This is a genomic window from Arthrobacter sp. StoSoilB5, from assembly GCF_019977235.1.
Classification (GTDB): Bacteria; Actinomycetota; Actinomycetes; order Actinomycetales; family Micrococcaceae; genus Arthrobacter.
In genome coordinates this window covers 3148383-3160976 of sequence record NZ_AP024646.1, presented here as the reverse complement: position 1 = coordinate 3160976, position 12594 = coordinate 3148383, and the positions used below count along the sequence as shown (strand labels likewise).

The window sequence follows — 12594 nt, the reverse complement described above, 5'->3', positions numbered from 1 at the left end:
ATGCGGCTCACAGTGGTGTTCAAGTCTTTGTGTGGCCGTCGACGAGGTTGAGGCCGGGTTCACGTGGATTTCGGGAATGACGTGTCAGGATCAGGTATGCCTCGACTCATGCTCCTGGACACTGCCTCACTGTATTTCCGCGCCTTCTACGGGGTGCCGGACTCCATCCGCCGCTCCGACGGCACGCCCGTCAACGCCATCCGCGGCCTGATGGACATGATCGCCCGCCTCACCACCGAGTATGAAGCGACCCACGTGGTTGCTTGCTGGGACAACGACTGGCGCCCCAAGTGGCGCGTTGAGCTGATCCCGAGCTACAAGGCCCATAGAGTTGCCGAAATCACTCCGGTCGGCCCCGACGTCGAAATCGTCCCCGATCCGCTCGAAGCGCAGATCCCGCTGATCCGCCACGTGCTGGACCTGGCGGGTATTGCCGTGGTGGGCGTCGATGAGCATGAGGCTGACGACGTTGTGGGTACCTATGCAAGCCAGGCGCAGTTGCCTACTGACGTGGTCACGGGTGACCGGGACCTTTTCCAACTCGTCGACGACGACCGGGACATCCGGGTCATTTACACCGCGCGGGGGATGAAAAACCTGGAAGTGGTCACCGACGTCGTAGTGGTGGGAAAGTACCGCGTGCTGCCGCAACAATACGCCGACTACGCCACCCTGCGCGGCGATTCGTCCGACGGCCTGCCAGGCGTTGCCGGCATCGGCGAGAAGACCGCCGCTTCCTTGCTCGCTGAACACGGCTCGCTTGAGGGCCTCCTGGAGGCAGCAGAGGATCCCGACGGCGGACTGTCCACTTCCGTACGCGCCAAACTGGCCGCAGCGGCCGAGTACCTCAAGGTGGCGCCCGCCGTCGTTAATGTGGTTCGCGATCTGAAGGTACCCACCCTTGAGGAGGCGGGAGCTCAATTGCGCCCCGTTACGGGTGAGGCGCGCGCTGAGCTTGAACGCTTGGCTACGGAATGGAACCTGGGCGGTTCAGTCAAGCGATTGCTTGCGGCCTTGGACACCCAACCGGACCTTCACAGCTGATTGACAGCTTCACAACAGCGTGGGCTTGGGTGATCGACTCATTGTAGTAACAGGACGGTGTTACAGATCGTCTGGAAGTTACCAGCCGTTCGCACGGCTCAGCAGCCGTTACAGCGGCGGCGGATTGAGGAGAGCACCATGTCAAAAACCAAGAGAATCACGCTGGGCATTACAGCCGGAGCGTTAGCGCTGGGCGCTGGGCTGGGTGTCACCAGCGTTGCTTCAGCTACCACGACGCCGACGCCGAGCGCAACGTCGTCAGCCGATGCCACTACGCCCCCGCAGGGCCACGGAAGGCCTGGAGGCCACGGCCCCGATCGTGGTCAGCTCGCAGCGGACCTCGCCAGCAAGTTGGGCGTGGACGAAGCCAAGGTCACCGACGCATTGAAAGCCTTCCGGGAGGCGAATAAGCCCACCACTCCGCCGACGGAAGGCACGGAAGGAACCAAGCCGGACCGGGCGGCGCATGAGGCCGCCTTGGCCAAGTCCCTGGCTGCAGCACTGGGCATTGATGAATCCAAAGTTACTGCCGCCCTGGAAGAAATCCGCACTGCGGCCCAGGAGGAGCGCGCGGCTGCTCTCAAAACCAGGCTGGACAAGGCCGTTGCCGACGGCAAGCTGACACAGGCCGAAGCTGATGCCGTGACCAAAGCTGTCGAAGCCGGAGTTATCGGAGGCGCCGGCCACTAGGCGTCGCAGCTGCACAGAACGAACCACGACGCCGGCACTCGGTAGCAATAAGGATCCCCTGGACAGCTCCAGGGGATCCTTGTCGTTGCCGAACGCAGCTTCTGGAAGGACCCGAAAAATTCTTTTGGGTGGTTGTCGATTTTGCCTCGCACTGTTCGACCTGTGAATGAGAAGGTCGAAGGGCGACCTTCCACAACACAGGAGATTGAGTGAAATGGCCAAGTACATGCTGATCATGCGGGCAACTGACGAGTCGTTCGCCAAGTTCGAGAACATCGACTTCAACGAAATCCTCGAAGCCATGGGCAAGTTCAACGACGAACTAATCCGCGCCGGAGTACTGCTGGCAGCCGAAGGACTGGACGATGCAAAGGAAGGCGTCGTGGTTGACTTCACCGGTGACACGCCGGTGGTAACTGATGGCCCCTATGGTGAAACCAAGGAACTGTTCGCCGGTTACTACATCCTGGATGTTGCATCCAAGCAGGAAGCAATCGAGTGGGCCAAGCGGGCGCCGATGACAGCCGGCACCAAGACGGAGATCCGCCGGGTGACCAGCATTGACGAGTTCCCGCAAGACAACGAATGGATCCAAAAGGAGCGGGCTTGGCGCGAGCAGACCGGACAGCTGTAGTCCGGAAAGCCACTGCTGTGAAAAGCGACCGACGTGGCAACTACTGGACTGGGCAGCGACTGACGTGAGCAGCAACGCACGTGAGCAGCAATGAGGCAAGGGCCGCCGTCGAAGCGGTGTGGCGCAGCGAATCCGCCCGCATCGTCGGCGCCCTTGCCCGCTATACGGGAGACTTTCCGCTGGCCGAGGATCTCGCGCAGGAGGCACTCGCGGAGGCACTCGTTTCGTGGTCCGTCAATGGCGCACCCGCCGAACCTGTGGGATGGCTCCTGACAGCGGGTCGCCGTCGCGCCATCGATACTTTCCGCCGGCGGGCAGCCCTGGACGACAAATACGCCCTCCTGGCCCGTGACCTTTCAGAGGAGGAAGCGGGCGTGGATACGCTGTTCGACCCCCAAACAATCGATGATGACGTGCTGGCCCTGATGTTCGTTTCATGCCACCCGGTCCTATCCAAGGAAGCCCGGATTGCGTTGACACTGAGGGTTGTGGGTGGCATGGCTACAGAAGAGATTGCGAAGGCATTCCTGGTCCCGGTGCCAACCATTCAGGCCCGTATCACCCGGGCCAAGAAGACTCTCGCCGCGGCGCGCGTCCCTTTCGCGGTGCCCGAAGCCCACGAGGTTCCGCAGCGGCTTGGTTCGGTACTGAATGTGGTCTACTTGATCTTCACCGAGGGGGCGTACGCTTCCGGAGGGAACTCCTGGATGCGCACCGAACTCGCCAGTGAAGCACGTCGGCTAGCCAGGGTGCTTGTTCGCCTCGCGCCGGAACCTGAAGCGTTCGGCCTGCTGGCATTGATGGAACTCACCGCCTCGCGATTCCCGGCGAGGCTCGACGCCGCCGGGCAACCGGTCCTGCTGGAAGACCAGGATCGACGGCGGTGGGACCAGTCAGCAATCAGGCGCGGACGCGCAGCTCTTTCGACTGCGGTGGCTGCCGGCCGAGGGCTCGGCGCCTATGGGCTCCAGGCCTCCATCGCCGAATGCCATGCTGCTGCGCGTTCAGTGGAGGAAACGGACTGGGAGCGAATCGTGATCCTTTATGAGGCACTCGGGCGACTCACGCCGTCGCCGATCATTGACCTGAACCGCGCCGTAGCTGTGTCCATGGCCTCTGGCCCTGTAGCCGGACTGGACCTCGTTGACGAACTTGCTGGTCGGGGTGAACTCAAAGGCCTGCATCTCCTGCCAGCGGTCAGGGGAGAACTGCTGTCCCGGCTTGGGCGCCATGAAGAGGCCAGAGAGGCGTTTCGACAGGCCCTTGAGCTGTGCTCCAACGGTGCGGAACGCTGGGCCCTTGAGCGGAAGATCGTGGGCTTGGGACACAGATAGCGCCAGGTATTGTTTGTGGCGCCTTTATGTTCTGAGGGGTGTGTGGTGGTGGTTGCGGCGTGGTGTTTGGTGGGGGTCGATGTGTGGTGGTGGGGTGAACCAGGGCACGCCGGTGTTGGTGGTGATGGTCCAGTGTTCTTTGTGGATGAGGTGGTGGTGGTGGCTGCAGAGGAGGGTGCCGTTTTCGGTTCCTGTGGTGCCGCCGTGTGACCAGTAGGTGATGTGGTGGGCTTCGCACCAGGGTGCTGGCATGGTGCAGTCGGGGAAGGCGCAGCCTTGGTCCCGGGCGGTGATGGCTTTGCGGATGTGGGGCGGGAAGATCCGGGTGGTGCGGCCGATGTCCAGGACCCTCGATTCGGTGCCGAGCAGGACCGGGATGATGTCGGCGTCGCAGGCGATTTTGCGGATGGTGTTGGGGTGGATCGGGCCGCTGAACGTGGCGGCGCCGGAGCCGGGCCGCGTTCGTTGCGGGCCGGGTTGATTCGTGGGGGTGCCGGCCGGGCGGGTTCGGGTGTTGGTTGCGCGGACCGGGGTGTTCGCCGCGTTCCTGAGTTCCTGGAGGAGGTCGTGGTGGTTGATGGTGACCATGACCTGGGGCCGGAGTCCGCCGTTGGCTGGCAGCTTGCCGGTGGTCAGGGCGACACCGCAGGCTCCGACGAGGCCGTCGAGGAGTTTCTGCGCGCGGGAGCGGCGGTCCAGGTCCGGGCTGGCTGATCCGTTCCGGCCACGACGCTGACCGGCAGGCTCACCAGCTTGGCCGCCACTGTTCGTGCCCGGCCCGCCCGTGCCCGCTTCGTTCGTGCCCGGCCCGCCCGTGTCCGCTTCGTTCGTGCCCGGCCCGCCCGTGCCCGGCCCGCCCGTCGTGTGGTTGTCCCCGTTTCCGGTGGTGTTGTTGCCGGTGGTGAGGCGGGGGTTGGTGGCGGTGTTCATGGCGGTGGTGAGTGTTTCGTATTGTTCGGTGGTGGCGAAGATTTCCAGGTGGTGCAGTCCGTGGCGGGGTTTGCGGATGAAGGTGCCTTGGAGTTGGCGGAGGATTTCTTCGCTGGGTTCGGGCCCGTCCTGGTCGATCGAGTCGGTCCAGCGTTTGGCTATTTTGAGGACGAAGTCGGGATCGGATTCACGGGCGGTGGTGGTCAGGGCTTGTTCCATTCCGGCGAGGGTGTCCTCGTCGGTGAGGAGCTGTACTTTGTCCAGCGCGGCGCTGATGATGGTCGCTGAGCGGGTGGGTATCTGTGTGGATTCGAGGGCCTTGGCAAGGATTTCGCGGCGGGGCGGGATGTGTTGTCCGGCGATGCCGACGCGGGGGAGCGCTTGGGCTGCGAGGGCGAGCCGGCGCCTGGCTTCGCCGATGCCGATCCTCAGGCGGGCGCGCAGGAATTCCGCGGCGTTGCGGTACCCATCATCCACCACCGCGGCAGCTTCCGCCGACCCAACAGCAGCAGGCCCAACAACGGCAGGCCCAACAACGGCAGGCCCAACAGCAGCGGGCCCAGCAGCAGTGGCCCCAACAACGGCAGCCGAGTCCGGACCCGAGGTTGCGGTCCCGGCCCCGGGTTCGCGTTCAAGTTCGGTTGCGGTTTCGGTCCAGCCTGTCCGCCATCTGGTGCCCGCGGCGGAGGAGTGTGCCTGCTGGGCTTCCTGCCGGGTCCGTTCCACCGCCTGGGCCGCGACCACCTGAAGGTACTCCACGGTCCGGGCGATCTCCTCCACCCGCCCGGCGAAGTGTGATGCCTCAACAAACCCGAACAGCCGGGCTTCAGTGGCGGCCATCCCGCGTGGGCCATCCAAAGCAGAGACCAGCGTTTCCATGGCACCGGCTAGTGAAAGCGGGGTGGGCTCTGAGTGCACGTGTCCATGGCCGGTGCCTGGTTGGGCCGGACTGGCGGTGGCATCCAGGGTTTCATCCGGGCCGGGAGGGGAATGCGGTGCACTCCTTATCGAATCGAGCCCGCGAAGCAGCTCAGCGCGCCTGGGATTATCCGCTCGTGTCAGCATCGACGTCGAACTCTTGGATGCCATGGCGAGCCGGGTAGGCGCTCCCAGGCTCCGCATCCTGGCCCGGGAGAGGGCACCACCGTCACCGGAGGCTACCGCCCCACGTGCCGCGAACTGCCCAACCCTTTCCATGAATCAACCCTCCCACCAGGGTCTGACAGTAATGATGGAATTGGCTTGTGTTGCGGTGTGACTCTGCCTCCGACTGACGCCCTTGTGGTTTGTCTTCAAAATGATCTGTCCGCCGTGACGCAGGCTGTAATAAGCGCGGCGGCCAGGTGGACATGACCTCATAGGAGCCTGCTCAAAGAATCCCATTACTGTCTTGTCTGACCACCCGGCCGGCGTGCCCTTCATGTTCCATTGCACGCAACAGAAGGTCAGGGCAGTTTCATCATGGCAAAACAACATCCGAAAGTCATCGCTGGGATCGACACGCATGCCGATACCCACCACGTCGCCGTCATCAGTGAAACAGGGCGGCATCTAGGGGACAAGGAGTTCCTTGCCGTCGGTTCCGGCTACCGGCAGATCGTGGAGTTCATCACCGGATTTGGCCCGGTCTCGTCCATCGGCGTGGAGGGCACAGGCAGTTACGGAGCGGAGCTCGCACGCGTCCTGAGTCGGGAGCACTTCTGGGTCCTGGAAGTGATGCGTCCAAACCGGCAAGAACGCCGGCTACGGGGCAAGTCTGATCCGTTGGATGCCTATCAGGCTGCGGAAGCTGCACTTGCCGGCAGCAGGGTTGCGACGCCAAAAGCCAGGGACGGGGCTGTGGAATCACTACGTGTTCTGCGCGCTGAACGAAACTCTGCCATGCGGGCAAGGGTCGCGGTCATGGCTCAGATCAAGAGCATCCTGGTCTCTGCTCCTGAGCCCATCCGGGCGAAGTACCGCGGCTTAAGCCGCGTTGCAATGATGAGCGCACTGGAGAAAAGCCGACCGATCGGTGACCCTGCCGAGCCTCCAAACGCCACCGCCATCGTTCTCAAGCGCTTGGCTGTCCGCTACCGGCACCTGAACACGGAAGTGGCCCTGATCGATACTGAACTCGACGCAATCCTCACCATTCACGCCCCTACGCTCAGGGACATTCAGGGTGTTGGCACTGACGTTGCAAGTCAGTTGCTGGTAACCGTAGGCGACAACTCCGAAAGGGTCACCTCGGAGGCAAGGTTCGCAGCCCTGGTCGGCGTTGCCCCCATCCCGGCCGCCTCAGGGAAAACCACCCGGCATCGACTTAGCCGTGGCGGAGACCGGCAAGCCAATAAAGCCATCCATCGCGTAGTGCTCGTACGGATGATGAGTGATAGCCGGACCAAAACCTACGTGGCCAGGCGCCGACAAGAAGGCAAAACCACCAAGGAAATCATGCGCTGCCTCAAACGCTACGTTGCACGTGAAATCTATGACCAGATCATGCACCCCCACCCAGCACCCTTCGCCGGGCAGCTCCGGGCCCTGCGGAAAGCCAAGAACATCACCCTCCAGGCCGCCGCTGATGACCTCCGCGTCTGGCCTACCGCACTATCCCGTCTCGAACGCGGACTCACCCGCGACGACAACTTCCACAAACGCTACGAAAGCTGGCTCAACGACCATTGACAGCAATAGGAGCATCATTTTTAGGATCGAGAGCCACCACCCTCAACCGGATAGCCATATTCCTCATCGGTCACCAGCTCACCCCACGTTGTCTCGGAACCGTCCAGCGTGCCAGTGGTTTCCCACATGGCGAGGTGACTCATGAAGTGCTCCGGAGCCGCGCCATGCCAGTGCCATTCGCCCGGCGGCGTGTAGATGGTGTCGCCTTGACGCACCACCTTTACCTCGGCTCCACGCGCTTGTACCAAGCCCACACCATCGGTCACATGGAGCGTCTGGCCAGCGGCATGCGTGTGCCAGGCTGTGCGGGCGCAGGGAGCAAAGCGAACGGTGTTCACGCGCATCCGCGAAGGCTCGTCTCCCTTGGCGATCACGTCGAAGTAGACGTCGCCCGTGAAGAGCTCCGCCGGTCCCTTGGTGCTGGTGGTCTTTGGGGTGATATTCATGGTTCCTTTTTTCGTTGCGGAATCAGTTGCGGTTTGTCTTCGGGAGAACTTCGCCGAATCCGGACTCCTGAGACGCCGGATGCGTGGTGGCTGCCCAACTCGCGAGCAGCCGCAAGGCATCCTCCGTTCCAGTGCCGGGCTCGGCGTTGTAGATGGTCATCGTCAGGCCGTCATCGGCGGACAACTCAAACGCCTCGTAGAGCACGTGCAGGTCCCCGACGATCGGATGCCGGAAGTGCTTCTTCCCGGTGTAGTGCTGCCGGACGTTGTGGGATGCCCAACGCACGCGGAATTCCTCGCTGCGGGTGGACAGCTCACCCACAAGGTCACTGAGTCCGCGGTCATAGGGGTTTCGCCCGGCCTCGGTCCGCATGATGGCGACAGTGTCGTTGGCAGCCCGTTCCCAATCTGCGTAGAAGTCATGGCTGCGGGAATCGAGGAAAAGGAAACGGGCAAGGTTGGGTGGCCCGGAAGGGACGTCGTAACTGTCTGCGTACAGCGCCCTGCCCAAGGCGTTGGTAGCCAGGATGTCGAGTCGGCCGTTCCGGACGAAAGCGGGGGAATGCGTGATTGCGTCCAAAGTGAGTTGGACACTTTGCCGGATGGACTGCTTCCGTACCGGACGCCGTCGCAAGCGGCCGCCATCATTTGCGGCACGGGCGAGGTCGAACAGGTGTGCCCGTTCGGCGTCGTCCAGTTGCAAGGCGCTGGCCAGGGACTCAAGGACGCTATCGGAAACGCCTGAAAGGTTCCCTCGCTCCAAACGGGTGTAGTACTCGACACTGACGCCTGCAAGCATGGCAACTTCGCCGCGGCGGAGTCCAAGGACGCGCCGGTTGCCGCCATAGGCGGCCAACCCTGCTTGCTCGGGGGTGATCTTCGCTCTTCGTGTCGAGAGGAAATCGCGCGTCTCGGTACGGTTATCCATGTTTCCAACGGTAGGGGTTTTGGCCTGCCAAGGGAGTCCCTGTCAGTACCCCTAACAGCAGTAACTCCTTGTGGTTTGGAAAAGGGGGTTAGATGGAAGCATCCGAAAATCTTCACCACGCAGGAGAAACATGCCTACCGCTAACGCGTATGCTTCACCCTCGGCCACGGGCGACCTCACCCTGACCACCATTGAACGCCGTGAGGTTGGTCCCCACGACGTCCACATCGACATCAAGTTCGCTGGCATCTGCCACTCGGACATCCACACCGTCCGGGGCGATTGGGGTCCCCAGCAGTACCCGCTGGTCCCCGGCCATGAAATTGCCGGCATCGTTACCGAAGTTGGTCCGAACGTCACCAAGCACAAAGTGGGCGACCGCGTAGGCGTTGGCTGCATGGTCAACTCCTGCAAGGAATGCAGGAACTGCTTGGCGGGCGAGGAACAGTACTGCCTCAACGGCAACGTGGGCACCTACGGCGCAGTTGACCGCGATGGCACCATCACCCAGGGCGGCTACTCGAGCAGCGTCGTGGTGAACGAGGACTTCGTAGTCACTATCCCTGAGGCGCTGGATCTTGATGTCGCCGCTCCGCTGCTGTGCGCAGGCATCACGACCTTCTCCCCGCTGCATCACTGGGAGGCCGGTCCTGGCAAGAAGGTCGCGATCGTGGGCTTGGGCGGCTTGGGCCACATGGGCGTCAAGATTGCCCACGCCATGGGTGCCGAGGTAACTGTCCTCTCGCAGTCCCTGAAGAAGATGGAAGACGGCCTGGAGCTGGGCGCAGACCACTACTACGCAACCAGTGATCCTGCCACGTTCGAGCAGCTGGCAGGTACGTTTGACCTCATCATCAACACCGTCAGCGCGTCCATCGACATCAGCGCCTACCTGCAACTGCTGAGCCTCGACGGCACGCTGGTGAACGTTGGTGCGCCGGCCGAGCCGCTGCCCGTGAATGCTTTCGCCCTCATCGGTGGGCGCCGCAGGTTCGCCGGCTCCATGATTGGCGGAATCCGCGAAACCCAGGAGATGCTGGACTTCTGCGCTGAGCACGGCCTCGGCGCCGAGATCGAAGTCATACCGGCCAGCAAGATCAACGAAGCCTACGAGCGCGTCCTCGCCTCTGACGTTCGGTACCGTTTCGTCATTGATGCGTCCACCATCGGCTAGAACCCACAGCACCACCGAAAAGGCCACGCTCCCGTCAAGGGGCGTGGCCTTTCACCTTCCACACAGCAGGGACAATGGTCTGGTGACTTTCAGACTGGACAGCATGGGGACGGGACTGGTCTTTGCTGATTCCCTCACGGCACTGGCAGCGGCCCTGACAGACCAGGGCGACGGCGGCACGGCAGTCGTGCAGGCACCGCCCGGTACCGGCAAGACCACGCTTGTTCCTCCGCTGCTGGCCAACCTTGTTGCGGAGAGGCACCCGGACCGGCCACGCGTCGTCGTCACTCAACCGCGGCGTGTCGCCGCCCGTTCTGCGGCGCGCCGCCTCGCGTCGCTGGACGGCACCCGTCTCGGGGACAGGGTTGGATATACCGTTCGTGGCGAGAGCAAAACGGGTTCGGAAACTGTGGTGGAGTTCGTGACGCCCGGCATCCTGCTGCGGCGCCTCCTGGCTGATCCCGGACTTGAGGGCATACAAGCCGTGATCCTGGATGAGGTCCACGAGCGCGGCCTCGAAACCGATCTTCTCGTGGGCATGCTCGCCGAAGTCCGCGAACTCCGTGGCGACCTGATGCTGGTCGCCATGTCGGCAACTCTTGATGCCAGGCGTTTCGCCGCCCTGCTGGGAAGGAACGGACAAGTGGAGGACGGCGACGGCGGCCCGGCTCCAGTGGTCGATTGTCCATCCGTGCTGCACCCCTTGGAAGTTGACTGGGCTCCTGCCGCGGGTCAGCGCCTGGATGATCGCGGCGTCACGTTCAGCTTCCTGAACCACGTTGCCGAAACAGCAGCGGCGGCGCACGAAGAAGCCCTCGCACATAACGGGGACATTGACGCCTTGGTCTTCCTCCCGGGCGTTCGCGAGGTGTCCGACGTCGCCAGCCGGCTCCGCGGGCGGGTCCGGGCTGGTGTTGAGGTGCTTGAGCTGCACGGCCAGATCGGCCCGGAAGCGCAGGACCGGGCGGTATCGGGCCGGGAACCTGGCGGACCGCCCCGAATCATCGTTTCAACACCGCTTGCAGAGTCTTCACTCACGGTGCCAGGCGTCCGGCTGGTAATAGATTCCGGCCTCGCACGTGAACCACGCCGCGACGCCGGCAGGGGCATGTCCGGATTGGTGACAGTTTCCTGCTCACAGGCCTCGGCCGATCAGCGGGCCGGGCGCGCTGCCCGCCAAGGTCCCGGAAGGGTGGTTCGTTGCTACGGCCAGCAGGCATTCGCAGCGGCGCCGGCACATCAAACCCCGGAGATTTCGGTGGCCGACCTCACCAGCGCCGCCTTGGTCCTCGCTTGTTGGGGCGCCCCTGGAGGCCGGGGGCTTGCCTTGCCGGATGCGCCGCCCCGCGCGGCCATGGACGAGGCTATCGAGGTCCTTCGGGAGCTCGGCGCGGTGACTGCGGAGGGAACTGTCTCGGACTTGGGCAGGACTTTGGCCAGGATACCGGCAGACCCTCGGCTCGCCCGGGCGCTGCTGGACGGTTCGGCGATGGTGGGCCGCCGCCGTGCGGCTGAAACGGTCGCAGTTGTGGCCGGTGACCAACGCGCGCCGGGCGCCGACCTCACAAAGCTGTTGGCCTCATTTCATTCGGGATCGGAGCCGGCAGCCCGACAATTTGCTGAGGACGTTAAACGGATGGAATCGATCGCGCGCCAGGAGAGCTCCGACGTCGTGGAAGGCGCGCTGGACGTTACAGCGGGGGAGGCGCCTGGGTTCGTGGTCGCGTTGGCCTTCCCGGACCGTATTGCCAGGCGGGTTCCTGGCCAAGGGTCACCAACGTATCTGCTGACATCGGGCACCCGGGCTGGTTTGCCGGCAGGTAGTTCCCTGGCCGGGCATGACTGGTTGGCCGTGGCCGAGGTTTCCCGTGCCCAAGGCCGGGATGCCGCGGGCACGGGCGCCGTGATCCGATCGGCGGCGCCCCTGTCCGCCGGGCTGGCGGCGGCCGCGGCGCCGGAACTTTTGGTCGAGGAGGTGACGGCACGTTTCGCCCAGGGGCGGGTGACCGCGAGGCTTGAACGGCGGCTGGGAGCCCTAGTGCTGTCCTCCACGCCCGTTCGCCCCAACGCGGTGCAGGGCCGGCATGCCGTTGCGGTTGCACTGGAGAAAGCAGGACTCTCGATGATCGGGTGGTCCGCTGCCGCAGATACCCTGCGCCGACGGCTCGCTTTGTTGTACCGGGTACTCGGCGATCCGTGGCCTGATGTCAGCGAATCCGCGCTGTTATCCAGGTTGGGTGACTGGCTTGCCCCCGAACTCGAATCCATGGCCACCGGCACGCCCACCAACACCATTGACCTCAGCGATCCACTACGGCGCCTGCTCCCATGGCCCGAGGCTTCAAACTTGGACAGCCTTGTTCCTGAGCGCCTTGAAGTGCCAAGCGGCTCGCGTGTGCGGATCGAGTATCCAGAGGTCTCGGAGGCCTCCGAGCACCCTGACCGGCAGAACGAGCAGCACGACGGCGGGAGCCCGGTTGTGGCGGTCAAGCTGCAGGAATGCTTCGGTTGGGACCGTACGCCCCGCCTTGTTGGCGGACGGGTGCCAGTACTTTTCCACCTTTTGTCTCCCGCAGGCAGGCCGTTGGCCGTGACAGGCGATCTCGCATCGTTTTGGTCCGGACCCTACTCCCAGGTTCGGGCAGAGATGCGTGGGCGCTACCCCAGGCATCCCTGGCCCGAAGACCCGTGGACGGCGGTTGCTACTGGCAAAACCAAGAAGCGGATGTAACCCTCCGGATCAG

General features: G+C 63.7%; 10 protein-coding genes. 7 read left to right on the top strand and 3 right to left on the bottom strand.

The window, feature by feature from the left end:
* Positions 1 to 96: 96 nt before the first annotated feature.
* The 4 genes from LDN75_RS14205 to LDN75_RS14190 all read left to right on the top strand — a co-directional run bounded on the left by LDN75_RS14205 (position 97) and on the right by LDN75_RS14190 (position 3702).
* Complete coding sequence (locus LDN75_RS14205; protein ID WP_223932933.1) at positions 97 to 1044, top strand: 5'-3' exonuclease; 948 nt, start codon at positions 97 to 99, stop codon at positions 1042 to 1044.
* A gap of 138 nt (positions 1045 to 1182) precedes the next feature.
* Positions 1183 to 1734 carry a hypothetical protein gene (locus tag LDN75_RS14200; protein ID WP_223932932.1) on the top strand — a complete coding sequence of 184 codons (552 nt, stop codon included), beginning with the start codon at positions 1183 to 1185 and terminating at the stop codon, positions 1732 to 1734.
* A gap of 214 nt (positions 1735 to 1948) precedes the next feature.
* Positions 1949 to 2368: a YciI family protein gene (locus LDN75_RS14195; protein ID WP_223932931.1), complete on the top strand. Its 420-nt coding sequence runs from the start codon at positions 1949 to 1951 to the stop codon at positions 2366 to 2368.
* Between the two features lie 80 nt (positions 2369 to 2448).
* Positions 2449 to 3702 carry an RNA polymerase sigma factor gene (locus LDN75_RS14190; protein WP_223932930.1) on the top strand — a complete coding sequence of 418 codons (1254 nt, stop codon included), beginning with the start codon at positions 2449 to 2451 and terminating at the stop codon, positions 3700 to 3702.
* 24 nt (positions 3703 to 3726) lie between these two features.
* On the opposite strand, the gene LDN75_RS14185 is transcribed toward LDN75_RS14190, so the two are convergent.
* Positions 3727 to 5829, bottom strand: a complete 2103-nt coding sequence (locus LDN75_RS14185; protein ID WP_223932929.1) for a DUF222 domain-containing protein — start codon at positions 5827 to 5829, stop codon at positions 3727 to 3729.
* Positions 5830 to 6093: 264 nt separating this feature from the next.
* On the opposite strand from LDN75_RS14185, the gene LDN75_RS14180 reads away from it, so the two are divergent.
* The gene (locus tag LDN75_RS14180; RefSeq protein ID WP_223932928.1) at positions 6094 to 7302 is read left to right on the top strand and encodes an IS110 family transposase; all 1209 of its coding nucleotides are present in this window, start codon (positions 6094 to 6096) and stop codon (positions 7300 to 7302) included.
* 20 nt (positions 7303 to 7322) lie between these two features.
* On the opposite strand, the gene LDN75_RS14175 is transcribed toward LDN75_RS14180, so the two are convergent.
* Together LDN75_RS14175 and LDN75_RS14170 are read right to left on the bottom strand one after the other, a co-directional pair.
* Positions 7323 to 7748 (bottom strand): cupin domain-containing protein, encoded by a 426-nt coding sequence (locus tag LDN75_RS14175; protein WP_223932927.1) that lies wholly within the window; start codon positions 7746 to 7748, stop codon positions 7323 to 7325.
* A 22-nt stretch (positions 7749 to 7770) separates the two neighbouring features.
* Positions 7771 to 8676 (bottom strand): helix-turn-helix transcriptional regulator, encoded by a 906-nt coding sequence (locus LDN75_RS14170; protein WP_223932926.1) that lies wholly within the window; start codon positions 8674 to 8676, stop codon positions 7771 to 7773.
* Between the two features lie 130 nt (positions 8677 to 8806).
* Between LDN75_RS14170 and LDN75_RS14165 the strand changes: the two genes are divergently transcribed.
* Complete coding sequence (locus tag LDN75_RS14165) at positions 8807 to 9850, top strand: NAD(P)-dependent alcohol dehydrogenase (protein WP_223932925.1); 1044 nt, start codon at positions 8807 to 8809, stop codon at positions 9848 to 9850.
* Between the two features lie 103 nt (positions 9851 to 9953).
* Positions 9954 to 12581 (top strand): ATP-dependent helicase HrpB, encoded by a 2628-nt coding sequence (gene hrpB, locus LDN75_RS14160; protein WP_223937584.1) that lies wholly within the window; start codon positions 9954 to 9956, stop codon positions 12579 to 12581.
* Positions 12582 to 12594 lie beyond the last annotated feature (13 nt).

Excerpts from the sequence above, each read along its gene's own strand:
- LDN75_RS14205 (WP_223932933.1), top strand. The coding sequence starts at position 97 with ATGCCTCGACTCATGCTCCTGGACACTGCCTCACTGTATTTCCGCGCC.
- LDN75_RS14180 (WP_223932928.1), top strand. The coding sequence starts at position 6,094 with ATGGCAAAACAACATCCGAAAGTCATCGCTGGGATCGACACGCATGCC.
- LDN75_RS14170 (WP_223932926.1), bottom strand. The coding sequence starts at position 8,676 with ATGGATAACCGTACCGAGACGCGCGATTTCCTCTCGACACGAAGAGCG.
- hrpB (WP_223937584.1), top strand. The coding sequence starts at position 9,954 with ATGGGGACGGGACTGGTCTTTGCTGATTCCCTCACGGCACTGGCAGCG.
- LDN75_RS14185 (WP_223932929.1), bottom strand. The coding sequence starts at position 5,829 with ATGGAAAGGGTTGGGCAGTTCGCGGCACGTGGGGCGGTAGCCTCCGGT.
- LDN75_RS14200 (WP_223932932.1), top strand. The coding sequence starts at position 1,183 with ATGTCAAAAACCAAGAGAATCACGCTGGGCATTACAGCCGGAGCGTTA.
- LDN75_RS14195 (WP_223932931.1), top strand. The coding sequence starts at position 1,949 with ATGGCCAAGTACATGCTGATCATGCGGGCAACTGACGAGTCGTTCGCC.
- LDN75_RS14175 (WP_223932927.1), bottom strand. The coding sequence starts at position 7,748 with ATGAATATCACCCCAAAGACCACCAGCACCAAGGGACCGGCGGAGCTC.
- LDN75_RS14165 (WP_223932925.1), top strand. The coding sequence starts at position 8,807 with ATGCCTACCGCTAACGCGTATGCTTCACCCTCGGCCACGGGCGACCTC.